Origin of the sequence: Ureibacillus chungkukjangi (genome assembly GCF_044795995.1) — a bacterium.
GTDB classification, from domain to species: Bacteria; Bacillota; Bacilli; order Bacillales_A; family Planococcaceae; genus Ureibacillus; species Ureibacillus chungkukjangi.
On sequence record NZ_CP085009.1, the window covers coordinates 3,310,609 to 3,336,485 of the forward strand.

Sequence of the window (25,877 nt, forward strand, 5' to 3'; positions counted from 1 at the left end):
CGGAATTATGATGTAATTTTTGGGCGGTTAAACAACATTACGTTGAACGACCATTAAAATGCCCAATTCCCTTTTCGGAAAATTGGCTGTTCTGTTCCATCAGGTAGAATTCCATCGATGTCCATTTCACCACTACCAATCATGAAGTCGACATGTGTAATGGATACGTTGATGCCAAGTGCTTCTAATTGGCCTTCTTCTAGCTGTTGACCACCTTCGTAGCAGGTTGGATATGCTTCACCGATTGCTAAATGGTTAGATGCATTTTCATCAAAAAGTGTATTGTAATATAAAATGCCTGATTCTGAAATTGGCGATTTGTGTGGAACGAGGGCTACTTCTCCTAAGAAGGATGATCCTACATCTTGTGTGATTAGCTCTTGTAACAAATCATTCCCTACTTCAGCTTTCGCTTCAACAATTTTTCCTTTTTCAAAAGTTAAAGAGAAATTATCGATAATATTCCCTTGATATGCTAAAGGCTTTGTACTGCTTACAACACCATTCACCCCGTATTTTGCAGGCAATGTAAATACTTCTTCTGTTGGCATATTGGCAATAAAAGTTGTACCTTCTGGCGTTTTACTGCTTCCCGAAATCCATAAGTGTTTTTCAGGAAGCTCGATTGTTAAGTCAGTACCTGGAGCCTTATAATGCAGTTTTGAAATTTTCATATTGTTAAGTAGGGCTGCACGATCTTGCAATGTATCAATGTGTTTTAGCCAATTTTCAACTGCATTCCCTTCACCAATACGAACCGTTTTGAAAATCGCTTCCCATAAAGCTTCCATTTGCTCTGATTCAGGTAGTTCTGGGAATACCTTTGCAGCCCATTTTTTAGAAGGAACAGCAATGATAGACCAAGCAATTTCATCGTTCATAATCGCTTTACGGTAGCGAACTAATGCAGTACCTGAGGCTTTTTCCTGGGCAGAGATACGTGAAGATGGAATCCCAGCAAGTAGGTCAGGATCTTCTGCATCAATCCATAATAACGCACCTTTGCGTTCGATTAGTTCTTGTCTTTGGGCAACAGTCCATTTCGGAAACTTACTAAATTCCTCTTCTGCACCAAGCTCATAAAAAGAACGTGTAATTTCTGGATCAGTTAAGTTCACCTGCACTCTACCTGCCCCAGCCTCATACGCTTTTTTCACTACGATACGAGTATACTCAAGTGTATCTGTAGACGTATTGATTAATAAATATTGGCCCTTTTGAATATTAACGCCAACCTTAACAGCTAGTTCCGCGTACTGCTCTAATTTCTCCTCAAAAGTCATCCTAGTTCCCTCTCTTTTGTGTAACCGTTTTTGAGTTACCTTCCACTATACTACCTTTGTGCCAAACCTTTTGAACTGCTTTTACTTTCATGTCGCGTGTTAGCTTTTTATAATCTTTTTCATCTCTAAATGAAAGTAAAGTAAGTACCTCACCATCTGCACCAGCACGTCCAGTTCTACCTGAACGGTGTGTATATTGTTCAATCGTACGTGGTACATCCACATGAATTACATGTGTCAGCCCTTCGATATCTAATCCGCGAGCGGCGATATCAGTGGCAATTAAAATACGAGCGTCACCTTTTCTGAAAGCATCTAACGCCTTTTTACGCTCTTCCTTTTTCATATCGGAATGCAGTGTTACAACCTTTGCATCACGGTATTTTAATTTCGTCTCTTTCATCAGAACCTGGTCGATGTTATTGACGAATGCTAATCCACGTAAGCCTTCAATATTCGCAACTCGACGCAGCATATCTGTTTTATCACGTTCATCAACCTTGATAAATGAATGCTCTACCGTTCCTACTTGCACCATGTCTTCTGGCTTAATCTCGATAAGGATTGGCTCGAACATCAAACGGCTTGCTACAAGTTTGATTTCTTCTGTTATTGTTGCAGAAACAACTACGACTTGTCTTCCAAACGCAGCATCTTCAATAAACGATTTAACAGTTACTCGGTATTCACGACTTAATAATTGGTCACACTCATCTAGAACAACGATTTGAACTTCTTTAAGCTTAAATTTGTTCGCTCTTGCTAGTTCGTTTAAACGTCCAGGAGTTCCAACTACGATTGTAGGTTTTTTCTTTAGTTTTTCAATTTGACGAGCAGAGTTAGCTCCACCGATTAGTTGCTGCACTGTGATGTCTGTACCAGCAGTCCATTCACGAATAACCTCAACAATTTGCATTGCAAGCTCTTGTGAAGGAGCTACAATTAGAGCCTGCGTTTGTTTTTTACTACCATCTACTTTATTTAATATTGGTAGTACATATGCCAATGTTTTACCTGATCCAGTTGGAGATTCAGCTACGATGTCTTTACCTTCGAGCATCGCCGGAATCATTTCGTCCTGAACCTTCATTGTTGTTTCATATTTCCATTTGTTTTGTAATGTTTCGTTTAATAAATTGATTACGGACATGATTATTTTACCTACCTTTAGTTACTTGCGTATAGTGTACCATAGATTGAATACTTTACTCGATTTTGACACGATTTTTCTATGCTGTGTGATGGATTTTGAATGGTTTACGACGTTATGGTGTAGATTTATGCTTGGAACGGCTGAATATGGATGGCTTTGCTACATTATGGAACGGTTTTTCACTCGGATCGTCGTAATCCGGCTCGCTTTGCTACCTTGCGAACCGGTTTTCACTCGGATCGTCGCAATCCTGTTCGCTTTGCTACCTTTGCAAACCGGTTTCCACTCGGATCGTCGCAATCCGGCTCGCTTTGCTACCTTTGCGGAGCGCTTTCCACTTGGATCGTCGCAATCCTGTTCGCTTTGCTACCTTTGCAAACCGGTTTCCACTCGGATCGTCGCAATCCGCTTCTCTTTGCTACCTTTGCGAACCGGTTTCCACTCACAACGTCGCAATCCTGTTCGCTTTGCTACTTTATCGAACCGATTTTCACTAGGATTGTCGTAATCCGCTTCTCTTTGCTACCTTTCAAACCAGGTCTCCACTCACAACGTCGCAACCCGGTTCTCTTTGCTACCTTTCTAACCCGGCCTCCACTCACAACGTCGTAATCCGCTTCTCTTTGCTACCTTTCAAACCAGGTCTCCACTCACAACGTCGCAATCTAGTTCACTTTGCTACCTTTCTAACCCGGTCTCCACTCACAACGTCGCAACCCGCTTCTCTTTGCTACCTTTCTAACCCCATCTCCACTCACAACGTCTCAATCCGCCTTTTTTTACTACCTTACCGACTCCATCTCAACCTGCAACGTCGCAATCCGCCACGCGGCTCTACCTTCATCCAACTTATCATCGCCAATTCTCATAGTGAATGACTTCAGTTACTTTGAAAGCTCTTTCCTACCGAAAAAAAACCTGCCTAAAGAAAGGCAGGCTTAGATTTTCACTGGTGTTATTAGTTCATAGCCGCATGCAAGGATTGCACTTTCAGCTAAAACCATTAGCGAATCTATATATCGGTTATCTAATTTCAAGTCTTTATTTACAATTGAAAGCTCTGTACAGCCCAAGATAATTTTGTCGCAATCTAATTGCAACATGGCTTGTTCAATCACGTGCCATTGATGCTCAGAAACTTCTTTTCCAGCCTTTACATAATCATATATAACAGACATTACTTGATGCTGAATGACCATATCTGGAACAACAGGTTCGATATCTTGCTCGATTAGCGCTTGTTGATACACACCAGAAGCAAGAGTTCCATCTGTCGCTAGAACGCCAACTCGTTTTGCTCCAGTAGAAGCAGCTCTTTTGGCAGTTTCACGAATCATATGAAGCACGGGAACTGGAGAAGCTGATTGTAAATCCTCATAAAAGGTATGGGCAGTATTGCAGGGAATACAAATCAAGTCCGCGCCGGCATCTGCCAATTTTACTGCATCCTTTACTAAATAAGGTACTGGATTTTCCTTAGTTTGGTCTAGGATATAAGCTGTACGATCTGGAATCGAAGTATCATTATCTATGATTGTATGGACATGTTCCTGATCTTTGGTGGCACTCGTTCGGCGGACAATCATCTCGCCGATAAACATTGTCGCTAACGGACCGACACCACCGATAATACCTAATGTTTTTCTCATTCTTCCAAACCTTTTTTATTAAAATATTTTTTATATTTACGATAGTAATTTAAATTATTTAGAGTTATTTTAACCCAACGCTTCGGATTCATGTCCTCATTATAGAATAATGAGTTTGTCCATTTTCCTTGACGGATTAAGCTTTTTGCTTCGATTTTCATTTTTCCATTTGAAGCATATTTAAATAAAACGCCTTTTGGAATAATCATCCACAGATGCTTATTATCTGCATAAGTTAATTCTTGTTTAATGTTCAACATACGATCATCTGCTACGTATTTCATTAAGTTATAGCCAGCTGCAGTTACAAAATAGCTAGAACGACCGTTGCGAAGATTGATTTCGAATAGCTTGTACTCTCCATCACGCGCATCGTATTTCATATCGAAGTTGGCAAAGCCAGTGTAGCCGATATCCTCCAAGAAGTGACGCACTTTATCCATCAGCTTTTCATCATAAGTTGTAATGATTGCCGCGTAGCTACCAATACCATCAGGTGAATGCTCTTCAAGGATTGGATTTCCTAGACACATTAACTTCACTTTACCGTCTTGGCCAACATAGGCATTTAGAACACGCATATAGGAATCGTCACCCGGGATAAATTCCTGAACAATCATCGTATCCTGATAACTAGATGCGTAAATCGCTTTTAAAATAGCTGTTTTTTCAGCTTCATCATTGGCTACAAACACTTTCTTTTTACCTGGGAAGCTACAAGCCCAATAAGCAACTGAGTTTGATGCCTTTAAGATGATTGGATATTCAAATGGCGGTGTGAAATCGTGGTAGTTTTCAGCAGTCACTGTTGTTGTCCCAGGATATTTGAAGTCATACTTCTCACACATTTTATAGAAGTTTTCCTTTAATAGAATTTGATCCATTAAAGTTTCGTCAATATAAGGCACTGTGAAGTACTTTTCAAGTTCTGGTTTATTTTTAATAATTAGCTTTGCATAGTCATCCCCACAAGCTAATAGTAATAATTTTTTATCTGGATATTGTTTTGCGATTTTTTCTAGTGCAGGTACGAAAACCTCCTGCTCGTTCAAATTTGCTATTGCTTGGAAATTTAAAATACGGCTATCTTGAGTGGCTGTTAAATGTGAGCGACCAAGTACAAGTGGTTTTAAGCCATAAGCTTCGTAAAATGCACGAGCCATGCCGTACGCGTTCATATCAGAGCCTAATAATATCGGTAAAAATGGTTGTTCCATTATCTTTCATCTCACTTTAATTGTTATAGTATTTAAGAGATTCTATGTACACAAATTATAATCGTACATTCAAATTAAGCTTGAAAAATTATGTTAATTTTATCAGTCTAAATGTTAGTTTAACACATTTTTCTAATATGTTAATATGCATCCTTACCTAAAAATCTCTTCTTAATATTCCTGTAAAATATGAAAAAAAGAATCCTAAATTGAACAATTTGATAATTTTCTGCACTTCTTAGATATTGGGCATTGTCGTAAAACACTTCTTTAAAAATAATGTCCTCTATATTTTACCCAATTCGCTAGCTTTTCAACTTGAATTTATATAAGTTTATACGTTAAAAAAGACTTAAAAGTTCCATTTACGGAAGCTTCTAAGTCTATTAATCACTTTATTATACTGATTCGATTACTAGTGCAATACCTTGACCTCCGCCGATGCAAAGGCTTGCTACTGCGTATTTTCCCCCACGACGCTTTAATTCGTAGCTGCTTGCTAATGCGATTCGTGTACCACTTGCACCAACAGGATGTCCTAATGCAATCGCTCCACCGTTTACGTTTGTTATTTCTCGGTTTAGACCCAGCTCCTTTTCAACAGCTAGGTACTGTGCAGCGAATGCTTCGTTTACCTCAACTAAATCCATATCATCAATTGTTAGATCTGCTTTTTGTAATGCTTGCTTTATGGCAGGCACCGGCCCTATTCCCATTATTGTAGGGTCTACTCCAGCTACTCCCCATGAAACGATTCTAGCAATTGGTTTCAGATTATTTTCCTGCACGAATTTTTCGCTTGCGATTACTGCTGAAGCAGCCCCATCATTAATCCCTGAAGCATTTCCAGCAGTTACAGAGCCATCCTTTTTAAAGGCTGGTCGTAATTTGGCTAAGCCTTCAACATTACTAGTTTCTTTTATATGCTCATCCACTTCAATTGTGATTTCACCTTTTCGTGTTTTAACTGAAACAGGGACAATTTCTTCTTTAAAGTATCCAGCTTCTTGAGCTTGAGCTGCTCTATGATGGGATTGTACAGCAAATTCATCCTGTTCTTGACGAGAGATATCATAAACTTCCGCTAATTTTTCTGCTGTCATCCCCATACCAGATCCAGTATATTGATCAGTTAAAGTAGCCTGCAGCATATCAATGAATTGCAGATTTCCCATTTTAGCTCCATTAAAACGTTGATCAAAATTCGAGTATGGCGATTGAGACATATTTTCAGCCCCACCTGCTAGCACGACATCTGCTTCTCCAAGTAAAATCTGCTGTGCTGCTGTTACGATAGATTGCATACCAGAGCCACATAGTCGATTTAAAGTTAAAGCAGGGACTTCCTTTGGTACACCTGCCTTTAACCCGATATGACGTGCTAAATAAGCTGCATTTACATTACTTGCAATTACACCCCCATAAACTACATGATCCACTTGCTCTGGCGCTACATTCGCTCTCTTTAATGCTTCAATCGCTGTTTGTGTGCCAAGCTCCACTGCATCCACTGCTGCAAATGAACCGCCGAATGCTGTAAAAGCAGTTCGTGCCCCATCTACTATATATACATTCTCCACTTCTTATCCCCCTTAAATTATTGCGCCGTCTCACTTACCTGAGGTCGAAGTGTATGCTTTAACACCTTACCAGAGGCATTACGCGGCAATTCCTTCAAAAACTCTACTTCCATAGGAATCTTATATTTTGCTAATTGTGTTCCGCAATATGTTAGAACCTCTTCTTCTGTTAGCGCTTGATTTTCTTTAGCCACTACAAAGGCTTTCGGGACTTCTCCATATACCTCGTGAGGAATCCCAACAACTGCTGCCTCTAATACTTGCGGTATTTGATATAACACTTCCTCAACCTCTATCGGATAAATATTCTCGCCGCCTCGAATGATCATATCCTTCTTTCGATCAACGATATATAAAAAGCCTTCATCATCGAATTTTCCTAAGTCGCCTGAGTACAACCAACCATTTTGAATCGTCCTCGAAGTTTCTTCAGGATTACGTAGATATCCCTTCATTACTTGTGGTCCCTTTACACAAATTTCTCCTACTTCACCTAGAGGTACTTCCTCTCCTGAAGCATCTACTAATTTGATTTCCGTACGTGGCAAAGGTCTTCCAACTGATCCGATTTTCTTTAAAGCGTCCTGATCTGTTAAAGAGGATGCAGCAGGTGAATTCTCTGTCTGCCCGTAGCAATTTTGAACCTTTACCTTTGGGAATGTATCTTTTAAGCGCTTTACTAATTCATATGGCATTGGCGCTGCACCATAAACAAACATTCTTAAATGCTCAAAGTTATAGCTCTTAATCTCAGGTTTATTTAATAGAAGCGTATACATGGCAGGCACTCCAAAGAATATAGTAGCCCTTGTCTGAACGATATTTTTCAAGGTACGATCAGGCGAAAAAGCTTCTTCAATAACAATTGCCCCACCTTGGTACATGGTTGGTACCGCAAATACATGACTTCCCGCACAATGGAACAGCGGCGTACAAATATACATACGATCATTATTTGTCATTTTCATTGATTCAGACCAAATTTCTGCTGTCTCATATACATTTCTATGGGATAACTGCACCCCTTTTGGTTTTCCTGTTGTACCAGATGTATACATAACTACCGCTGTATCATTTGGTTCTAATGACAACGGCTTGAATTCAGCTGTATCCTGATTAAGGATGTCACGAATTTTTGCTACATTGATTTTTTCTATGAAGCTGTGAGTAGAATCGGCTATTGTTTGTTCAATTTTTTCATCAAAGAATAATAGCTTAGCTTCAGAATGGGAGAAAATATACTCTACTTCTGGTGAAGCAAGCTTTGTGTTTACTGGCATTATCGTAAGTCCCGCCAATTGTACGCCATAGTAAACAGCCATAAATAAATCAGAGTTCAGCATAAATTGAGCAACAATATCCCCTTTTTGATAGCCCTGTTGCTGTAAGTACGCTGCAATTTTTTGTGCATTATTATAAAGCTCACGATATGACCACTCATTGTCCTCAAAAGCGATTGCTAGTGCGTCTGGTGTTCTCGTTGCATGCTGCTTTAAAACATTTAATATAAACATACACATCCCCCTTATTTATGGTGTTATAATCTAATCCCCTTGAAAAACTACTTAATTAAAACTCCATTTATTTTAAAATCTCTTTTGCAATAATCCCCTTCATGATTTCTGTTGTTCCTGCGTAAATTGCCGCAACAGGAATATCCCTGAATCGTCTAGCAATCTCATACTCTTCCATATAGCCATAGCCTCCATGAAGCTGAAGACAGTCTGTAGCTACACGCTTAGCCATTTCGCTAATCCACCACTTAGCCATCGATACTTCTTTGACAATTTTTTCACCAGCAATATGTTTTGCAACAAGATTATTAATATAATTTCGACCAATATCTATTTCAGTAGCCATCTCTGCTAATTTAAATTGAGTATTTTGAAAGTCTGCAATGGTATGGTTAAAAGCTTTTCTAGTTTTGACATACTCTTTTGTAATTCGGAACATTTCTTCTGCTTCTATCTGTACCTCGATTGCAACCAGTAGCCTTTCCTGCTGCAGCTTCTCCATTAAATAGTAAAAGCCTCTACCTTCCTCACCAAGTAGATTTGCTGCAGGCACTTTCGCATCTTCAAAAATCAGTTCACCTGTATCAGAGGAATGCATCCCAATTTTGTTTAGTTTCTTCCCTCTTTTAAAACCAGGAGTCCCACTTTCCACTACAATTAAACTGATTCCGCGATGAGCTGGTTTTGCATTTGGGTCTGTTTTACAAACTACTACAACATAATCTGCATTGATGCCATTCGTAATAAAGGTTTTCTCACCGTTCAGAATATAATAATCGCCCTCTTTACGAGCAGTTGTCCGAATACCTGCTAAATCAGACCCAGCGCCAGGCTCAGTCATAGCTATTGCAGAAATATACTCGCCACTTACACTTTTAGGTAGCCACTTTTGTTTTTGCTCTTCTGTTCCATACTCTTCGATATATGGTACAACGATATCTGAATGCAGCACGATTCCACTCGCCGGTCCAGCACCAACACGTTCTAGCTCTTCTCCTAGAATCATAGAGTAACCAAAATCGAGACCTAAACCACCATAGGATTCACTAACCATTGGACATAGGAAGCCGTTTCCCCCTAACTTCCTCCAAAAATCCCTAGGCACTTCTTTATGTAACTCCCATTCGTCAAAGAAAGGATACGCATCCTTTTCTAGCATTTTCCGTAAAGCAACTCGAAACATTTCATGCTCATCTGTAAAGATATCCCCTAACATAAAAAATCCTCCATCCAGAACTTAGAATTTTCTGAAAATATAACTAGATTTTAACAATCACAAACATAATTATCAATAAAATACTGTTGGTTTTTTTGTTTTTAATAGAATTTTCAAGCTTCAAGTAGAAAAAATATGGTTTTTACGTTGCGTGATATCGCCCCTCCCAGACTTTAAACTCTTTTGCTCCTCTGCCATTGTCCGAACCGCAACCGATTTTTAATTTCATTAAGCACCTTACTTCTAAATCTAAATAATAAAAAAGCTATCCAAGCATCCATCACTTGAATAGCACTATTATTATAATTAGGCATTAGCCTAATTATGTCTTTTTTCGTCAGGGGATTCTTTTCTGAACACTTCTGTAATCAGCTCGTCATCCTCTGCTTTAACTCGCTTATTTAGCTCTTCTATTGGAATTGAATCAACGGTTTGCATATCCTCATGTAGGTCAAACAAACTAATATTATCTGAATCCACCATATCTGGTTTATCCTTGGCTGGTAAATCTGCAAACTCCTTTTTCGACTCGATTAATGACTCCCAATCCTTGTTCATCATTCACACACTCCTTTTGCTTTAGTGTGTGAATCGATTATCAAATTATTCTTCACTAAAAAATGGATTAGCATTACAATTCCTTAAAACTCAATATTAAACGCCTTTACAATAATTCCATCATCTAATGGAATAAAATCATTCTCTGGAACTCGTTTAAATCCAAGGCTCGTATATAGGTTCACTGCTGATTCCATGAAATCTGCTGTATGTAATCCCATTGATTTGTAGCCGTTGTTCTTAGAACGTTTCATACACTCCTGAACTAACGCTTTTGCAACACCTTTTCCTCTTGCTTTTGGAGAAACAGCAAGCATTCTTAGCTCCGGATGATTTAACTGCCCTTCAACTAGTCCTTTATATGCTTCGATTTCTGGAGAAAACAGTGCAACTGTTCCAACTAACTCTCCATCTAGTTCAGCTACCATTCGTTCGATTCCTGCTTGCTCCCCTTCATCAGAAAGAATCGATTGTTTTAAAGCATCCCAATGTGCCTCTGGTATTTTTTCTGCATGCTCTTCATATGACTGTAATCGTAATTCCTTAATCTTTTGGAGCTCTCCCTTTACTGCATCCCTTATTAACATTTCATTCTCCTTTTATTTGGATTTAATATTAAACAATCAGGAATTTCTCCTGTTTTCCACTTAACTCTTCACGGTTATGTGGTGTATTAATAATCGACATATCAGGACCCTTTGGTAATATATTAAGACTTTTTTGGTCATCGCTCGCGATATGATTCGATAGGTGATAGTGAACTTTAATTGCATTAAAGTCTGTTGTATCTCCAAAGCCTGGCGTTTGGTATAAGTCTCTTAAATACCCCCACAAATTCGGGAAATCTACAATTCGATTGCGATTTGCTTTAAAGGCAGCATAATAGGCTACATCAAAACGAACCAATGTGGCATAAAGTCGAACATCCGAATCTGTAATATAATCCCCATGTAAAAAACGGCTAGTCGCTAAACGTTTTTCCAGCTCATCTAATTGATTGAATAACGTATCATATGACTCTTCATAAGCTTCTTGAGAACGGGCAAATCCACATTTATAAACTCCATTATTTACTTCATGAAAAATCACATCATTTAAGGCATCGATTTCTTCACGTATGCTTTCAGGATACAATATTGGTGCATTTTCTTTATGCAACGGTGACCATACTGTTTCGAAATAATTCGTTAAACGGAAATAATCATTATTTACAACCTTTTTCTCTTTGATGTCTACCATAGCTGGAACTGTAGGACGGCCCTCGTAGCCAGGGTCTGCATTCAAATACACTTCACTTATATATTGAACCTCTAATACAGGATCTTTATTTCCCTCATCTAAAGAAAACTCCCAGTCTACACGCGGGATATTTGGACGCATTGGACTAGCTGTTCCTAAACTGATAACCTCTTCTAAACCAAGCACTCTACGGACAATCACAGAGCGATGTGCCCACGGACACACAGGTGACCATAACAGACGATAACGCCCTGCCTCTATTGGTAATTCTCCTGGATTATTTCCAAACGGTGTTGTAAAACGATTTTTTTGACGATTGAATTTACCGCTTTGGTCTACTTCTAACGGTTTTTCTTTTTTTAGATTGCCCATTATGTATCACCTATTCTTTCTTCTTTGTCTACAAATTTTAATATGTAAATATTCTGATTACAATTTATTTGATTTCAATTAATCGGTGACCTTATACTGCTAAGGTCACCTTTAACCTTAATGTGGATGTTGAGTTTGTTTTTTTACTTCATCTATATTTGTATCACTAAACATTTTCGTATTTTTACCACCAGTACTTGCAAGGTATTCCATTACTTCTTTATAGGACATACCAGATGCGGCATTTTTTCTTTTTACCTCTTCGATATCTGTTCCAGAAACTGTGTATTGGTTCTGTTCACTTTGCATGATTAGGCTCCTTCCCATGTATAAAAGAATATATTTTGTACAAATTAGAAAAAAATCTAAGAAAAACGCCCCTAATATAGAGGCGCTTTATAAAATCATTTTTTAAAATTTATTCTTACCTTGTTCAGCTTGTTGGTTCTGGCGTTTTACTTCTGCAATATCTGTACCAGTAACTGTTTTGCCTGCTGAAGGCTGCTGAGAAGGAACATTAAATGGCCCTGCTTCCTGAGCAATTTCTTCTTTTACCTTTTGAATGTCAGTGCCAGAAGCTGTTTTTCCTCCAAATGATTGGGATGATGCTGAAGAGAATTGGCCACTACCAAATGGACCCGCCTCCTGTGCGATCTCCTCTCGAACCTTCTGGATATCTGTACCTGATGCTGTTTTCCCTCCAAAAGACTGGGGGGCTGGACTTTGCGAAAAAGGCTTGTTAAAAGGACCCGCCTCTTGTGCAATTTCTTCTCTTACCTTTTGTGGGTTAGTACCAAAAGCTTGTGCCCCTGAAGAACCCTGTGCATTTTGTCGCTTTACTTCCTCAATATCAGTACCAGCAGATGTGAAACGTTTACCATTATTCTTTTCCATGTCAAAAACACCTCCAAAATGTTATGCCTTTATCATGTCAAAGTAAAGACGATATTATGAGTGCAATAATTTTATTTCTTTTAGTATAAATTCGTATCTATCGTAAGTATCACTAATCACCTGGGTATTTTCTTTTTTATAAAACTACATTAAAATTAAAGTAATAAATTTCCATGTGTGAAGGTGAAGAAATGAGATATGCTCTATTGGGGGATTTGCACTCAAGTATTGAAGACACAAAAGCTGTATTACAACATATACAAGAAATTGCACCCGATTCCAAAATAATCGGATTAGGAGATCTATTTGAATGTACGATTGGCAAGAAAAAAGCCTTAACCATTTCTAATGCCCCATTAAATGCGGCAGCAATCATTGAAGAGGAATTTGAAGATCTCTTAACATTTCCGTCAATTCGGGGAAATCAAGAGGAACGGATAACTAACGTTACTGGTATCAAAAGTTTTGCCGCATTACCTGAAAAAATAGTAATAGAAGGTGCCACATTAATACACGGTCATCAAATTGAGTGGGGCACACATTGGGAGCCCGTTAATATGTCTATGCTAGAAATTGACACCTCTCTTGTTTTCTTTGGTCATAGTCATCGAAGCGGTATTTATATGGACGTCAAAAAACTCCATGAGCCCATCCATTTTGGACAAGCTATTTCATTATCAAATGATGCTTATTGGGTTAATGTCGGTTCTGTTGTAGACAATAGAGAATGGGTTTTATACGATAGTGATAATCGTTCCGTTACTTTTATGAAGATAACTCAATAGATAGAAGGTTAAATAAGAGAGCACCTATTTACATTAGGTGTTTTTATTATTGTTTTTTCTAATGAATTCTTTTCTTTCAATTTCTCTGCTCTTCCATTTTATTTATAACTACCCTCTTAAATCGTTATTTTCTGCTTGATGCTTTCATAAAATGGTGCATGTCCAGTATTGTGAGGAGAATTGCATGCTATTTGTTAAGAAAGGCTTAGCAATCATTGTAGGAAGTATCTTTTTGTCCTTGGGTATCAATGTTTTTTTAACCCCCTATGAAATTTTAGACGGTGGAATCATTGGGCTTTCATTAATTATTTATTATTTGTTCAAGCTCAAAATTGGGTTAATGATTATTGTGTTAAGTATTCCGATTTTTGTCCTTGCTTGGTTTAAATATAAACCCTATTTCTTTAATAGTAAAATGTACCCTATAAGATGGACACTTTAAAAAAAGTCCTTCTTGTAGGGTACTTTTGTTTATAATGAGAAAAAAGATGTTGGAGCGGAATTAGAATGACGAAAAGATTATTAACGAAAAAAGAACAAGAACTGCTAAAAAGAAACCCTTATGTAAAGTCAGTCAGCGAGAAAGCGATTACCTATACCGACGAATTCAAACGTCATTTTATTGCAGAAAATGAACAGGGGAAGCTACCTAGAGATATCTTCGAGGAAGCTGGCTTAAGTGTGGACTTAATTGGAATGGATCGTATTAAAACAGCGGGGAAACGCTGGCGTGCAGCCTATCGTAATTCTGGCATTGTAGGTTTACAAGATACTCGTAAAATGAATTCCGGCCGACCTTCTGAACGGAAATTAACCCCAGAAGAAAAAATCGCCCGTTTAGAAGCGAAAAACCAGTTATTACGTGCAGAAAATGAACTACTAAAAAAGCTCGATCTACTCGAAAGGCAGATGTTGAAGAAGAAATTACAATCGAAACGAAACTAAAATTTGAATTAATCCACCAGACGCTTCAAAAGTATAAACTAAAGCGTATGGTGAGCTATCTATGTAAGGTAATGGGTGTGTCTCGTTCAGGGTTCTATCATCATTTTGATGAAAAATCAGCGCAAAATCGCGCCAAACAAGATGAAGCAGATGAAGTGGTGAAAGACATCATTTTAAAGGCGTATCATTTCCGAGGACGTAAAAAGGGAGCACGCCAAATTAAAATGACGCTTCAAAGCCAATATAGCATCACCTATAACTTAAAGCGGATTCGCCGCATTATGAAGAAATTTAACATCATCTGTCCAATTCGCAAGGCAAATCCTTATCGAAGAATGGTCAAAGCGACGAAAGAACACCGCATTTATGCGAACGAATTAAAACGCAAATTTAAACAAGGTATAGTGGGTAAAGTGTTATTGACAGACATCACATATTTGCCATATCGAAACGGCAAACGTGCATATTTATCAACGATTAAGGACGCTGAAACGAACGAAATTCTAGCTTATGAAGTGTCATCTTCTTTACACTTGGACATCGCTCTGAATACGTTGAAGAAATTAAAAAAACATTCGCATTTAGCAGAAGATGCCTTTATCCATTCCGATCAGGGTTTCCATTATACAAGCCCGATTTACCAGGCATTGGTGAAGAAAATGGGTTTAGGTCAGTCTATGTCACGGCGAGGAAACTGTTGGGATAATGCGCCTCAAGAATCATTCTTTGGGCATTTAAAAGATGAAACAAACTTTAGCAATTGTGAAACGCTTGAAGAAGTAAAACGTGAAATCAAAAGTTACATGACCTATTACAATCATTATCGTGGGCAATGGAATTTAAAAAAGCTGCCGCCTGCAAAATACAGACAGCAGCTTCAACAAGTTGCCTAGGCTCTTTTTCAAAATGTCCTTTACAAAGGGTACACTTTATAGCTTACACGGGTTACTTATTTCCTCTGTGATGATTGACCTTTTTAAGCCGTTGCGGACCTTGCTCCACATTGATCCTATGATTAGCTCCGTAATAGGTGGCATTTTTGTTGGGATTGGTATCGGCCTTATGCTGCGCTTTGAAACAAGTACTGGTGGCACAGACTTATTAGCTCAATTCATCTCAGACAAATTACTCATTAATGTAGGTATTGTCATTTTCGTCATAGACGCAGCCGTTGTTTGTTTAGGTGGAATCTTCATTTCACAGAAAACCTTACTTTTATCAATTGTCACCATTCTTTGTGTAGGTATAACGACCAGTGTACTAACAAAGCGCCATACATAATTTCTTTAAAAGCAAAAGCCGCCTTAAACCTTAAGGCGGCTCTTGTTCATGTTAATTTTTCAACACTCTTCCTTTTTAAAAAGGATAATTTAGTTTCTGAAATCATAATGGCACAAAGAATTAAAACAGCACCAACGACCATTCTTGTTGTTAAAAATTCACTTAAAAGAATTACCGAGAAAATCATTCCCCATAAGGCTTCAGTTGAAAGGATAATTGCTGTTTTTGTTTCATTTGTAAACTTTTGTGCAATCGTTTGGAATAGATACGCTAGCGTTGTTGAGAAAATAGCTAAATATAAAATGGATGATACAGCCTCAACTTCAAACGAAAAGCTTACCTCTCCCTTGAAAATTACAACAATCCACGAAAAAATTGCCGCAAAAAACATTTGTACGATCGTCAGTGTGATTGGATCTTCATCCTTTACATATTTGGCAGTATAAAAAATTTGATAGGCAAAGGCCACTGCACAAGCAAGTGTTAAAATATCCCCTACATTTATATCAGTTGAAAATTGAAGGGATAAAAAACCAATACCTACAATTGCTAAAATAGCTCCAGTTAATTCAAATTTATCGATTTTTCTTTTATAGGCGAAAAAGGCAATAAAAGGAACAATAACTACATTAATAGCTGTTAAAAAGGCATTTTTTGAAGGAGTTGTATACTGTAGCCCTACTGTTTGTAATGCAAAGGCTAAATATAGAAAGAATCCTAACACCAAGCCTTTTAGAATAATCCCCTTATTTAACACCTTTAATTTTTTATAAAAAATTAAACTTAACACAAGAAATCCTATTAAAAATCTACCTGCTAGAATCTGAAAGGGCGTGTAATGCTCAAGAGCAATTGCACTTACTACAAAGCCACTTCCCCAAATAATTGCTGTAATACACAGCATAATTTCACCAATATACTTTCGCATTACTGCCTCCCATATTATGTATGCTAGTATAATAATATATGATAATTAGAAAATTATAAATCTTTAATAGTAAACAGTTATTAGTTCGAATAGCTGTACAAAATTGTAAATTCAACATAGCTTTTTTCATTTAAAAATGTTCGCTTCTGCCATTGAAACTGCTTTTGTTATTATCTCTTTAGGATTTAATATTACCTTTCCATGGCCTGTTGCAAGAAGCTTTGGTGATAGCTGTTGAATTTTCTTGGCACTATTAAAGGATTGCTCTTTATTCCATGTTCCAAATGCTGGAAATGGAAATAGCGGTACAAGTTGACCACTTACAGCAACTTTCCCTTGGGTTTGAAAAGCATCTCCTACGATGACAGATTGATCTTTGTTATTCCAAAGAGAAATTGAACCCGGTGTATGACCAGGTGTTTCTATTACTTCAAGGGAACTAACCATATCCCCCTCTTTCAAATAGATTTCCGGCGTTAACTTTAAGTCTTTTGGTACTCCGCCTTTTATGGGTGTTTGTGGTTCTCCTTCATCTAACGATGTATCTCCTTGTAATAATCGACTATCTCGGATAGAAATCGCAACTTGTGCTTCAGGGAAAATTCTCTTAATATGTTTTAACGAACCAATATGATCGCCATGGGCATGTGTTAAAACAATCTTTTCGAGTGGCTTATTTAACTCTTTAATCAATTTTACAATTCCCGAAAAACTTGCAGGCATTCCTGCATCGATTAATACTAAATGTTTTTCTTCTTCAACAATATAACAATTTACAGGAAAGAACTTTGGCCACAGGGTTAACTGGTACAAATTATTAAATTTCGTAATTCTCAAACTCTTCCTCCTTAACCGTATATATAGATATTATAAAAGAAACGGACTACAAATATTGTAAATTATTTGTAATCCGTTTAAAGTACCTATTCATATTTTTTAAGTCCACCCTTTAATGGCAACGTCTTGGATTTTGCGTTCATGCTCATGTCTTTTAATAATTACACTAATTTTTTGATACCATTTCGAGCATTCCTTAAAAATGTCCTTATACTCATCTAGCTCTTTTGGAATTTCTTGTTCATTATCTAAAAAGACATATTCCGCAATAGGGTCTGATAAATCATCTACCACTATTTTAAGTATGAGCTTTTTAACCTCCTTTGCTTTTTCTTTCTTCTCAGGTAATTCGTCCATCTCATTTACATGGACATCTACCTTTGCTCCCCCATCTATTAGGGACCAACCATGGACACCGCCCTTTGATGTAAGAGCAACATTAGTTCCATCCTCGACAATTGCTATTTCATAGAGCTCATCAAAATCGAACTCCTTCTTATCAAAATCATCATCAGTATGTTCTCTTTCTAAAATTCTTAAAGTATTGGAGTATTCATCAAGCATTAAGGCACTCAAATAATCAGGAGAAATAATATAGCGAGTATGAGGGTGCTGTTCAACTTTTTGAACCGTTTCATTTAATAATGCTTCACTCCGTTTTTTTACATCCTTATTCAACTCATAAAGCCACCACGCACCTAAAACTATTGCAACGATTAAATATAGTGTACTTCCTGATTTAAATGCTAAAAAAAGATAGACAACTTCTAATAATAATAAAAATAATTGAAACAACCTACTCACCCCTTTTAAATAGTTTTGTAGTCAAAAAAACAAAGCTCTATTACCTAAACAAGTGAAACGATGGTTCGTCTCTCAAAACTACTTATATAAGTTTCTAGTAGTTATAAAATATTATTCGAGAAGTTCTCTTTTCATTCTCATTTTTAATAGTTTTTATATAGAATTTATATTTTCTTCAAATTCAAATCTGTGCTTTATAACTTTTCGTATAGTTCAACTTGCAACTACCTATACTTATATTTAGTAAATGTTGTTGAAAAGAGGGGTCATTTTGTCTGTTAGTAAAAGTACACTTTCTATTTTTGCTTTAGGTGGTATTAATGAAATCGGCAAAAATATGTATGTTATTGAATCTGAGAAGGATTTAGTTATCGTTGACTGTGGTGCTAAATTTGCAGATGAGTCGCTACTAGGAATTAATTTAATCATTCCTGATGTTTCCTATTTACAAGAAAACAAACATAAAATTCGTGGACTAGTTGTAACACACGGTCATGAGGATCACATTGGTGGGATTCCCTACTTCCTGAAAAAATTAAATATCCCAATCTACGCAACCAGGTTTACGCTTGGTTTAATCGAGCTAAAGCTACGGGAGCATAAAATTTTACGTGAATCTACTTTGGTTGAAATTCACTCAGAATCCAAATTAGATTTTGGTGAGATTAAAGCTAGTTTCTTCAGAACAAGTCATAGTATTCCGGACTGTTTAGGAATTGTTTTCGATACCCCTGAAGGAAAGGTTGTTCATACTGGTGACTTTAAATTTGATTTAACACCTGTTAACGACCAATATTCTGATATTCATAAAATGGCGAAGATTGGTGAAGAAGGCGTACTTACTCTTATTTCTGAAAGTACAAATGCAGAGCGACCAGGCTCAACACCATCTGAAAGTAAGGTCGGCTCACATATCGAGGAAGCCTTCTTAAACGCTACAGGAAAAATAATTATTTCGACCTTTGCTTCAAACGTGAACCGTGTACAACAAATCGTTCATGCAACGATTAAAACAAACCGAAAATTAGCCTTATTAGGCCGTAGTATGGTGAATGTTGTGAAGGTGGCTAAGGAACGAGGATATGTTGAAATTCCTGATTGGATGCTTATTGATGCTAGGGATGTGAAACAATATCCTCCTGATCGCGTAGTAGTTCTATGTACAGGAAGCCAAGGTGAACCATTAGCCGCCCTATCAAAACTATCCACCAATAATAATCGAGATGTTCGTGTGTTACCTGATGACACGGTGATTTTTGCAGCTTCACCTATTCCTGGCAATGAAAAAGGAGTTTCGAGAATTGTTGATAATCTGTTCCAATTAGGAGCAAAGGTTATTTATGGTTCTTCAAGCATCACGGGAATGCATGTATCAGGACATGGTTATCAAGAAGATTTAAAGCTTATGCTTACATTGATGAAGCCAAAATACTTTATCCCAATTCATGGCGAATACCGTATGCTTCATATACACCGATTACTTGCAGAGGCTGTAGGGGTTGAGCGTAATAATACCTTCATTATCAAAAATGGTGATGTGGTTGATATTCGTGACGGTGAAGCTCGTCAAACTCGTAAAGTAACAGCTGGAGATACTTACGTAGATAATGTTGGTGACGATGAAATTGTTGAAATTGTTCTTCGTGACCGTAAGCATCTTTCTGAAGAAGGTATGCTAGTTATCGTTGTTACAATTAGTAAATCAGACGGTAAGAGAATCTCAGATCCGGATTGTATTTCTCGAGGATTTGTCTATGCAAGGGACTCTGAAGGGTTATTACAAAATATTACTGAAGTTGTAAAAAGAACGATAGACCCATTTAAAGATCCTAATATTATGGGTATGAAGCGAGCTATAAAAAAAGAATTGGGCATTTTCTTATTTGAAAAAACAAAGAAAAAGCCAATGATTCTTCCAATTATTATTGCTATTTAATAAAAAGGGCCAATTGTTCCGTATTTATTACGTAACTATTGGCCTTTCGTATTTATTTATTCATTTATATCATTATGTGTAGAAAAGTGAGGAAGATTCGGATTAGGAATTTGACCAAGAGCTTTAGGATCTTCTAAGTAAACAAATTCACCTGAACCATCCTGCGCGGCTCCTTTAGCCCAGCGTCCATCACTAGATTGTGTCCCTTCAGATAAGTTCCAGAACTCATAAGCATGAGGTTGTGCCTCTAATTCCGCCTCTGGTGGGAATGATGCTGGCGCCACAATACCATGCTTTTCCTCTAATTCTGAAATGGCTGCCATCCATTGGTATTGGTGGTAGCGATCTCGTGCTAACATCTTACGGAAAACCGCACGCACGCTTTCGTCAGTTGTCATTTCATATACACGTGATACCTGTAATCGTCCTTGAGATTCGGCATGTAAATTAGAACGGAAATCTGCAAGTAAATTCCCACTCGCAACGATATATCCCGAATTCCAAGGAACCCCATTTGAATCTCTAGGTGTAGCTCCTAAACCACTCACTATTAAATGCTGAGGATTTGTACCACCAAGGATTGCAGCAATCATCGGGTCCTTTGCAGCCTCAATTTGTTCTGCTGGGGAGATACCATCTAGCAATTGACTAATAAGGTTACACAGCATTTCAACATGTCCAATTTCTTCAGTACCGATATCCATTAACATATCCTTGTACTTCTCTTCCCCACGGCAGTTAAAGCCTTGGAAAAGGTATTGCATCATAACACTCATTTCACCAAATTGCCCGCCAAGCAATTCTTGAACCTGTCTTGCTAATAGTGCATCTGGACGTTCAACCTTCACTTCAAACTGCAGTTCTTTTTGATGTCGAAACATTGATAACCTCCTGAGTATGATTAAATTTTACTTCGAAAAACATTAATCGAAGCTAATAATCATTATCACCAAAGTTCACTTTTTAAACACAAAAAATATTATTTCTTAAGAATACTTTTAATTTATATGGGGAATTATAGTAGCGGTTATTTCTAAATTTATAGGGATAAATTTAACTTAATCCAGATAGTGAATCGAAAGGATGATACCCATGGAAAAAGACCCTTCAAACAAAGGGAAATTTGACACAAATTATGAAGATGATGCAACATTAACCAACAGACAAGGCCATCCGATCACAAATAATCAAAATATCCGTACAGTAGGAAATCGTGGTCCTGCTACTTTAGAAAATTATGATTTCATCGAAAAGATTAGTCATTTCGATCGTGAAAAAGTACCTGAGCGTATTGTGCATGCTCGTGGTTCTGGTGCACATGGATACTTTGAAGCATACGGTACAGTTGGCGATGACCCTGCTTCAAAATATACTCGAGCAAAATTATTCCAGGAAAAAGGAAAACAAACTCCAGTATTCGTTCGTTTCTCATCAGTAGTACATGGTTTGCACTCTCCTGAGACACTACGTGATCCACGCGGGTTCGCTGTAAAATTTTATACAGAAGACGGAAACTGGGATTTAGTTGGTAACAACTTAAAAATCTTCTTTATCCGTGATGCTATGAAGTTCCCAGATATGATTCATGCCTTCCGCCCAGACCCAGTAACAAATATTCAGGATGCTCGTCGTTTCTTTGACTTCTGTGCAAATTCTCCTGAGTCTTTCCATATGGTTACATTTGTTTACTCGCCATGGGGTATTCCTGCAAACTATCGAATGATGCAGGGTTCTGGAGTTAACACCTATAAATGGGTAAACCAAGAAGGTAAAGCCGTTCTAGTAAAATACCACTGGGAGCCCAAGCAAGGTATCAAAAACTTAACTACCAAAGAAGCTGAAGAGATTCAAGGTAAAAACTTCAACCATGCTACACAGGATTTATATGAAGCAATTGAAAAAGGCGATTATCCTGAATGGGAGCTACTCGTTCAAATTATGGAGGATGGCCCACATCCTGAGCTAGATTTTGACCCACTGGATGATACAAAATTATGGCCAAATGATCAGTTCCCATGGCTGCCAGTTGGACGCATGGTATTAAATAAAAATCCTGAAAACTTCTTTAACGAAGTAGAACAGGTTGCGTTTGGTACTGGGGTACTTGTTGATGGATTAGATTTCTCTGACGATAAAATGCTACAAGGTCGTACATTCTCTTACTCAGATACGCAACGTTACCGCGTAGGAGCGAACTATCTACAATTGCCAATCAACGCTGCCAAAAAACGTGTTGCAACAAACCAAGAGGGTGGCCAATTACGTTATTATAACGATAAAGCTCCTGGTCAAAATCCTCATATTAACTATGAACCTTCTAGTATGGGTGGTTTAAAAGAAGCTGAGCAGGCTGGAAAAGAGCATACGCCTCAAGTGGAAGGCAACTTAGTCCGTGAATCGATTGACCGTAACGATAATACAAAACAAGCCGGCGAAACTTATCGCAACTTCGAGCAATGGGAGAAGGACGAGCTCCTAAGCAACTTGGTGAACGATTTAGTTATTTGTCCAAAGGATATTCAAGATAAAATGATTGCCCTTGCAGAACAAGCCGACGAAGAATATGGCCGCCGCTTACGTGAAGGCATCGTTGCAAAAACAGAAGAAATGAAAAAAGAAGATCCAAACTTTAGTCCACATCCACTTGGTGCTAAAAATGCAGATAAAGCAGTGGATGACGCTGTAAACAAAGGACACGAAGCAGATCCTTATTAATGCATAGTCAAAAGCCCGTGAATAAACAAATTCACGGGCTTTTTATATGTGTTCGTCGAATCTTAACTGACTTTTGTTATTATAATGCCTTTCTATAATTCCTTTTCCCATCGTACGTATAAAGCACTGGTTTGTTTTCCACATAGGTTTCTATATGGACTGGGCGTCCCCATAGCTGATAGATATAAGGTAATACTTGTTCTAAGTAATGCGGATCTAATTCCATCCCCTCAAAACCATGCTTTAAGTACATCTCACCGTTTCGGAGGTAGTCCCCATTATCAACAACAATATATGGGAAGCCGCCATTTACACGCATAGATATAAGCTGATCTCGTACATTTCGATAATCCTTATCAGTAATCTTGTAATCAGTACCCTTTTTTTCGAACAAGTACATATCCTCTTGGTCGACTAGCTCTTTAGTTAAATAATTTCGGATAAAGGAAATATCAGATTCGATTTCACGTACTTCAAAGATTTTTTCCCTTCCCGAGCCAGGTTTCACCCCCATTTTAATCATTTCAGGTGTAGGGTTATCGTACCGTCTTTCGATATCCTCAAAAATTTTCAACCCTAAATAATATGGATTAATGGACGTCTTAGATGGCTGCACAACGCCCGCATTTAGTTTTGCATATTCAATCGTTTCATCTGTTGTAAGATTTAATTCTCTCATAATACGTTGGTGCCAATAAGATGCCCAGCCCTCATTCATTATTTTCGTTTCAAGCTGTGGCCAGAAATATAACATTTCCTCACGCATCATCGTTAAAATATCACGTTGCCACTCTTCAAGCTCACGACTATGCATTTCTATGAAAAGAAGAATATCCTTTTCAGGCTTCGGTGGGAACTTTTTCTTTTTATAGCGAACTGGCGACCTTGGTGCCTCTTTTTTGTCTAAATCCCATAGGTCATCATAAGGAGTTTTTGCTACAACAATTTCGTTCTCATCTAATTCATCCTCGTATTCTAGCAATTTCGGTCTTACTAAGGAAGGATCAATATGTTCTTGAATAGCTAAAATTGCATCTAAAAATTGTTCAACTTCTTCTTTTCCATAGAGACGCTCATAGCTAGCAATTCGATCTGCCGTTGCCGTCATACTTTCAACCATATCTCTTCTTGTATTAGAGAAGCGCACATTATTTTTGAAAAAATCACAGTGTGCTAAAACATGAGCGATAATGAGCTTATTTTGCGTTAATGTATTCGTATCGAGTAAGAATGCATAGCAAGGATTTGAGTTAATAACCAATTCATAAATTTGGCTCAAGCCTAAATCATATTGCAGCTTCATCTTATGAAATTGCTTTCCGAAGCTCCAGTGCGAAAAACGAGTCGGCATTCCATATGCACCAATAGTATAAATAATTTCTGCTGGGCAAATTTCATAATGCATTGGAAAGAAATCTAAGCCAAACCCTATGGCAATTTCATTTATATCCTCAATCGCTTTATGAAGTTCTTTTTCCACCTTTTCTCCCCCCAATAGAAAAACACGATTTTCACCAAAAGTGAATATCGATGTTTTTCGTATACTGATTTCGGTGTCAAACATGCTACAAATACTATTCCTTAAACAGTCGTCTCATCACGCTTTTGGAAGAAGCTTTTCAGTGTATCGTACACATCCTTCTTCTGCCTTAAGACATAATGACGGAACTTTGGATTATCAATTTTCTTAAACGTTGACATCAATGAGGAATACCGATTATTTGGGTTAACCTCACCATATCCGAACATACTAGACAGCTCAATAAGTTCATTTACCAGTCTTAAGCATTTCTCATTATCTGTTGAAAAGTTCTCGCCATCTGAGAAATGTACGGGGTAAATATTGTAACGAACCGGATTATATTTTTGCTCGATAAGCTCTAAGGCCTTGGAATAAGCTGATGAACAAATTGTTCCTCCACTTTCTCCCTTTGTGAAAAACTCTTCTTCCGTTACCACTTTTGCTTCTGTATGATGCGCGATAAATTCAATTTCAACAGTTTTGTACTTTGTACGTAAAAACCTAGTCATCCAGAAGAAAAAGCTTCTTGCACAGAATTTTTCAAAATTCCCCATAGAACCACTCGTATCCATCATGGCTAGCACAACGGCTTTGGTTTCAGGCTTCTGTACTTCATCCCAGGTTTTAAAACGTAGATCATCATTATGAATAGGGGCAATTTCAGCCTTCCCTTTCATGGCATTTCTTTTAATAGCCGTTAAAATCGTTCTTTTCTTATCAATATTACCCATTAGCCCTTTTTTACGGATATCATTAAACTCAATCTTTTCTGTAGAAATATCTGCTGTTTCTTTTCTTTGTAAATTAGGCAGCTCTAATTCTTTGAATAACATACTTTGAACGTCTTCCAGGTTTACCTCTGCTTCATAGTAATCATCACCAGGCTGATCCCCAGCTTTCTTTCCTTGACCCTGTGCTTGCTGATTTCCTGGCTTTCCATCACGGGCAACCACATCACCAACTTGGCTATCGCCTTGTCCTTGACCAACATGCTTTGATTTACCATAGTTATAACGAATCTTATACTCATCTAATGAACGAATTGGTATTTTAATAACCTCTTTACCATTTGACATGATTATACTTTCTTCACTAATCAGGTCTGGCAAATTGTTTTTAATTGCATCCTTTACCTTATCCATATGCCGTTGTTGATCTTGGTACCCTTTACGATGGAGTGACCAATTTTCCTGAGAGACGACAAAGTTTCGATTCTGATTTTCACTCATGTTATCCTCACCCATCTTTGATAAAGTTTCATTATCCAATTACAAAGGAAAATCACTTTTCTTATAATATGCGAATTTTCTGACAAATTACACTGCTTTACTCAATAAATTCTTCTTTAATACAAATTATTCTAATAACCCAATATTTATCTCTTCTTACGACCAATTCTAATTAAAGATAAAAAAATGAGTGTCCTAAATTTTATGGACACTCCTTTCA

At 37.6% G+C, this 25,877-nt stretch carries 24 protein-coding genes; 6 read left to right on the forward strand and 18 right to left on the reverse strand.

The genetic code is table 11. The features are described from left to right. Positions 1 to 53: 53 nt before the first annotated feature. The 12 genes from LG296_RS16485 to LG296_RS16540 form a co-directional block, all read right to left on the reverse strand. Entirely contained in the window at positions 54 to 1,283 is a 1,230-nt protein-coding gene (locus tag LG296_RS16485) for an aminopeptidase (RefSeq protein ID WP_107935247.1), read from the reverse strand. A 1-nt stretch (position 1,284) separates the two neighbouring features. Next, positions 1,285 to 2,433: a DEAD/DEAH box helicase gene (locus LG296_RS16490; RefSeq protein WP_107935248.1), complete on the reverse strand. Its 1,149-nt coding sequence runs from the start codon at positions 2,431 to 2,433 to the stop codon at positions 1,285 to 1,287. A gap of 941 nt (positions 2,434 to 3,374) precedes the next feature. Then, positions 3,375 to 4,085 (reverse strand): aspartate/glutamate racemase family protein, encoded by a 711-nt coding sequence (locus LG296_RS16495; protein ID WP_107935249.1) that lies wholly within the window; start codon positions 4,083 to 4,085, stop codon positions 3,375 to 3,377. After that, on the reverse strand, positions 4,082 to 5,302 hold the full coding sequence (locus LG296_RS16500; RefSeq protein ID WP_107935250.1) for an ATP-grasp domain-containing protein: 1,221 nt from the start codon (positions 5,300 to 5,302) through the stop codon (positions 4,082 to 4,084). Before LG296_RS16500 ends, LG296_RS16495 begins: the two co-directional genes overlap by 4 nt. Before the next feature lie 398 nt (positions 5,303 to 5,700). Next, on the reverse strand, positions 5,701 to 6,882 hold the full coding sequence (locus LG296_RS16505) for an acetyl-CoA C-acetyltransferase (RefSeq protein ID WP_107935251.1): 1,182 nt from the start codon (positions 6,880 to 6,882) through the stop codon (positions 5,701 to 5,703). A gap of 17 nt (positions 6,883 to 6,899) precedes the next feature. Further along, a complete protein-coding gene (locus tag LG296_RS16510; protein WP_404427230.1) occupies positions 6,900 to 8,396 on the reverse strand; it encodes a class I adenylate-forming enzyme family protein in 1,497 nt (498 codons plus the stop codon). Between the two features lie 67 nt (positions 8,397 to 8,463). Then, entirely contained in the window at positions 8,464 to 9,612 is a 1,149-nt protein-coding gene (locus LG296_RS16515) for an acyl-CoA dehydrogenase family protein (protein WP_107935253.1), read from the reverse strand. 318 nt (positions 9,613 to 9,930) lie between these two features. Beyond that, entirely contained in the window at positions 9,931 to 10,173 is a 243-nt protein-coding gene (locus tag LG296_RS16520) for a hypothetical protein (protein ID WP_107935254.1), read from the reverse strand. Positions 10,174 to 10,253: 80 nt separating this feature from the next. After that, the gene (locus tag LG296_RS16525; protein ID WP_107935255.1) at positions 10,254 to 10,757 is read right to left on the reverse strand and encodes a GNAT family N-acetyltransferase; all 504 of its coding nucleotides are present in this window, start codon (positions 10,755 to 10,757) and stop codon (positions 10,254 to 10,256) included. Positions 10,758 to 10,785: 28 nt separating this feature from the next. Further along, positions 10,786 to 11,781 (reverse strand): glutathione S-transferase family protein, encoded by a 996-nt coding sequence (locus LG296_RS16530; RefSeq protein WP_107935256.1) that lies wholly within the window; start codon positions 11,779 to 11,781, stop codon positions 10,786 to 10,788. Between the two features lie 117 nt (positions 11,782 to 11,898). Continuing rightward, positions 11,899 to 12,090, reverse strand: a complete 192-nt coding sequence (locus tag LG296_RS16535; protein WP_107935257.1) for a gamma-type small acid-soluble spore protein — start codon at positions 12,088 to 12,090, stop codon at positions 11,899 to 11,901. Between the two features lie 102 nt (positions 12,091 to 12,192). Beyond that, complete coding sequence (locus tag LG296_RS16540) at positions 12,193 to 12,675, reverse strand: gamma-type small acid-soluble spore protein (RefSeq protein ID WP_107935258.1); 483 nt, start codon at positions 12,673 to 12,675, stop codon at positions 12,193 to 12,195. A 191-nt stretch (positions 12,676 to 12,866) separates the two neighbouring features. Between LG296_RS16540 and LG296_RS16545 the strand changes: the two genes are divergently transcribed. From LG296_RS16545 to LG296_RS16560, 4 genes are all read left to right on the forward strand, one after another. Then, entirely contained in the window at positions 12,867 to 13,460 is a 594-nt protein-coding gene (locus LG296_RS16545; RefSeq protein WP_107935259.1) for a metallophosphoesterase, read from the forward strand. Positions 13,461 to 13,644: 184 nt separating this feature from the next. Next, the gene (locus LG296_RS16550) at positions 13,645 to 13,902 is read left to right on the forward strand and encodes a YitT family protein (protein WP_404427231.1); all 258 of its coding nucleotides are present in this window, start codon (positions 13,645 to 13,647) and stop codon (positions 13,900 to 13,902) included. Positions 13,903 to 13,967: 65 nt separating this feature from the next. After that, positions 13,968 to 15,298, forward strand: a protein-coding gene (locus tag LG296_RS16555; protein ID WP_235867716.1) for an IS3 family transposase whose coding sequence is annotated in 2 segments (ribosomal slippage) — positions 13,968 to 14,349 and positions 14,349 to 15,298 — 1,332 coding nt in all. Because the reading frame shifts where the segments join, the coding sequence is not laid out codon by codon here. Positions 15,299 to 15,368: 70 nt separating this feature from the next. Further along, positions 15,369 to 15,686 carry a YitT family protein gene (locus LG296_RS16560; protein WP_404427995.1) on the forward strand — a complete coding sequence of 106 codons (318 nt, stop codon included), beginning with the start codon at positions 15,369 to 15,371 and terminating at the stop codon, positions 15,684 to 15,686. 46 nt (positions 15,687 to 15,732) lie between these two features. Here the strand turns inward: LG296_RS16560 and LG296_RS16565 are convergent, their stop codons facing one another. From LG296_RS16565 to LG296_RS16575, 3 genes are all read right to left on the reverse strand, one after another. Continuing rightward, positions 15,733 to 16,614: a DMT family transporter gene (locus LG296_RS16565; RefSeq protein ID WP_107935261.1), complete on the reverse strand. Its 882-nt coding sequence runs from the start codon at positions 16,612 to 16,614 to the stop codon at positions 15,733 to 15,735. Positions 16,615 to 16,740: 126 nt separating this feature from the next. Then, positions 16,741 to 17,451, reverse strand: coding sequence for an MBL fold metallo-hydrolase (locus tag LG296_RS16570; protein WP_107935262.1), 711 nt, complete (start codon positions 17,449 to 17,451; stop codon positions 16,741 to 16,743). A gap of 99 nt (positions 17,452 to 17,550) precedes the next feature. After that, positions 17,551 to 18,246, reverse strand: a complete 696-nt coding sequence (locus LG296_RS16575) for a hypothetical protein (RefSeq protein ID WP_107935263.1) — start codon at positions 18,244 to 18,246, stop codon at positions 17,551 to 17,553. A 256-nt stretch (positions 18,247 to 18,502) separates the two neighbouring features. On the opposite strand from LG296_RS16575, the gene LG296_RS16580 reads away from it, so the two are divergent. Further along, positions 18,503 to 20,191: a ribonuclease J gene (locus tag LG296_RS16580; RefSeq protein ID WP_404427232.1), complete on the forward strand. Its 1,689-nt coding sequence runs from the start codon at positions 18,503 to 18,505 to the stop codon at positions 20,189 to 20,191. Positions 20,192 to 20,247: 56 nt separating this feature from the next. Here LG296_RS16580 and LG296_RS16585 read toward each other — a convergent pair whose 3' ends face one another. Next, a complete protein-coding gene (locus LG296_RS16585) occupies positions 20,248 to 21,072 on the reverse strand; it encodes a manganese catalase family protein (RefSeq protein ID WP_107935265.1) in 825 nt (274 codons plus the stop codon). Between the two features lie 211 nt (positions 21,073 to 21,283). Here LG296_RS16585 and LG296_RS16590 point away from each other — a divergent pair, with 211 nt between their 5' ends. After that, the gene (locus tag LG296_RS16590; protein ID WP_107935266.1) at positions 21,284 to 22,906 is read left to right on the forward strand and encodes a catalase; all 1,623 of its coding nucleotides are present in this window, start codon (positions 21,284 to 21,286) and stop codon (positions 22,904 to 22,906) included. 79 nt (positions 22,907 to 22,985) lie between these two features. Here the strand turns inward: LG296_RS16590 and LG296_RS16595 are convergent, their stop codons facing one another. Both LG296_RS16595 and yhbH read right to left on the reverse strand, forming a co-directional pair. Then, complete coding sequence (locus LG296_RS16595; protein WP_282433275.1) at positions 22,986 to 24,386, reverse strand: SpoVR family protein; 1,401 nt, start codon at positions 24,384 to 24,386, stop codon at positions 22,986 to 22,988. A 101-nt stretch (positions 24,387 to 24,487) separates the two neighbouring features. Beyond that, positions 24,488 to 25,657 carry a sporulation protein YhbH gene (yhbH, locus tag LG296_RS16600; protein WP_107935268.1) on the reverse strand — a complete coding sequence of 390 codons (1,170 nt, stop codon included), beginning with the start codon at positions 25,655 to 25,657 and terminating at the stop codon, positions 24,488 to 24,490. Positions 25,658 to 25,877: the final 220 nt, after the last annotated feature.

Coding starts and splice junctions, on each gene's coding strand:
- LG296_RS16485 (WP_107935247.1), bottom strand. CDS start 1,283: ATGACTTTTGAGGAGAAATTAGAGCAGTACGCGGAACTAGCTGTTAAG.
- LG296_RS16490 (WP_107935248.1), bottom strand. CDS start 2,433: ATGTCCGTAATCAATTTATTAAACGAAACATTACAAAACAAATGGAAA.
- LG296_RS16495 (WP_107935249.1), bottom strand. CDS start 4,085: ATGAGAAAAACATTAGGTATTATCGGTGGTGTCGGTCCGTTAGCGACA.
- LG296_RS16500 (WP_107935250.1), bottom strand. CDS start 5,302: ATGGAACAACCATTTTTACCGATATTATTAGGCTCTGATATGAACGCG.
- LG296_RS16510 (WP_404427230.1), bottom strand. CDS start 8,396: ATGTTTATATTAAATGTTTTAAAGCAGCATGCAACGAGAACACCAGAC.
- LG296_RS16515 (WP_107935253.1), bottom strand. CDS start 9,612: ATGTTAGGGGATATCTTTACAGATGAGCATGAAATGTTTCGAGTTGCT.
- LG296_RS16520 (WP_107935254.1), bottom strand. CDS start 10,173: ATGATGAACAAGGATTGGGAGTCATTAATCGAGTCGAAAAAGGAGTTT.
- LG296_RS16525 (WP_107935255.1), bottom strand. CDS start 10,757: ATGTTAATAAGGGATGCAGTAAAGGGAGAGCTCCAAAAGATTAAGGAA.
- LG296_RS16530 (WP_107935256.1), bottom strand. CDS start 11,781: ATGGGCAATCTAAAAAAAGAAAAACCGTTAGAAGTAGACCAAAGCGGT.
- LG296_RS16535 (WP_107935257.1), bottom strand. CDS start 12,090: ATGCAAAGTGAACAGAACCAATACACAGTTTCTGGAACAGATATCGAA.
- LG296_RS16540 (WP_107935258.1), bottom strand. CDS start 12,675: ATGGAAAAGAATAATGGTAAACGTTTCACATCTGCTGGTACTGATATT.
- LG296_RS16545 (WP_107935259.1), top strand. CDS start 12,867: ATGAGATATGCTCTATTGGGGGATTTGCACTCAAGTATTGAAGACACA.
- LG296_RS16550 (WP_404427231.1), top strand. CDS start 13,645: ATGCTATTTGTTAAGAAAGGCTTAGCAATCATTGTAGGAAGTATCTTT.
- LG296_RS16560 (WP_404427995.1), top strand. CDS start 15,369: ATGATTGACCTTTTTAAGCCGTTGCGGACCTTGCTCCACATTGATCCT.
- LG296_RS16565 (WP_107935261.1), bottom strand. CDS start 16,614: ATGCGAAAGTATATTGGTGAAATTATGCTGTGTATTACAGCAATTATT.
- LG296_RS16580 (WP_404427232.1), top strand. CDS start 18,503: ATGTTGTTGAAAAGAGGGGTCATTTTGTCTGTTAGTAAAAGTACACTT.
- LG296_RS16585 (WP_107935265.1), bottom strand. CDS start 21,072: ATGTTTCGACATCAAAAAGAACTGCAGTTTGAAGTGAAGGTTGAACGT.
- LG296_RS16590 (WP_107935266.1), top strand. CDS start 21,284: ATGGAAAAAGACCCTTCAAACAAAGGGAAATTTGACACAAATTATGAA.
- yhbH (WP_107935268.1), bottom strand. CDS start 25,657: ATGAGTGAAAATCAGAATCGAAACTTTGTCGTCTCTCAGGAAAATTGG.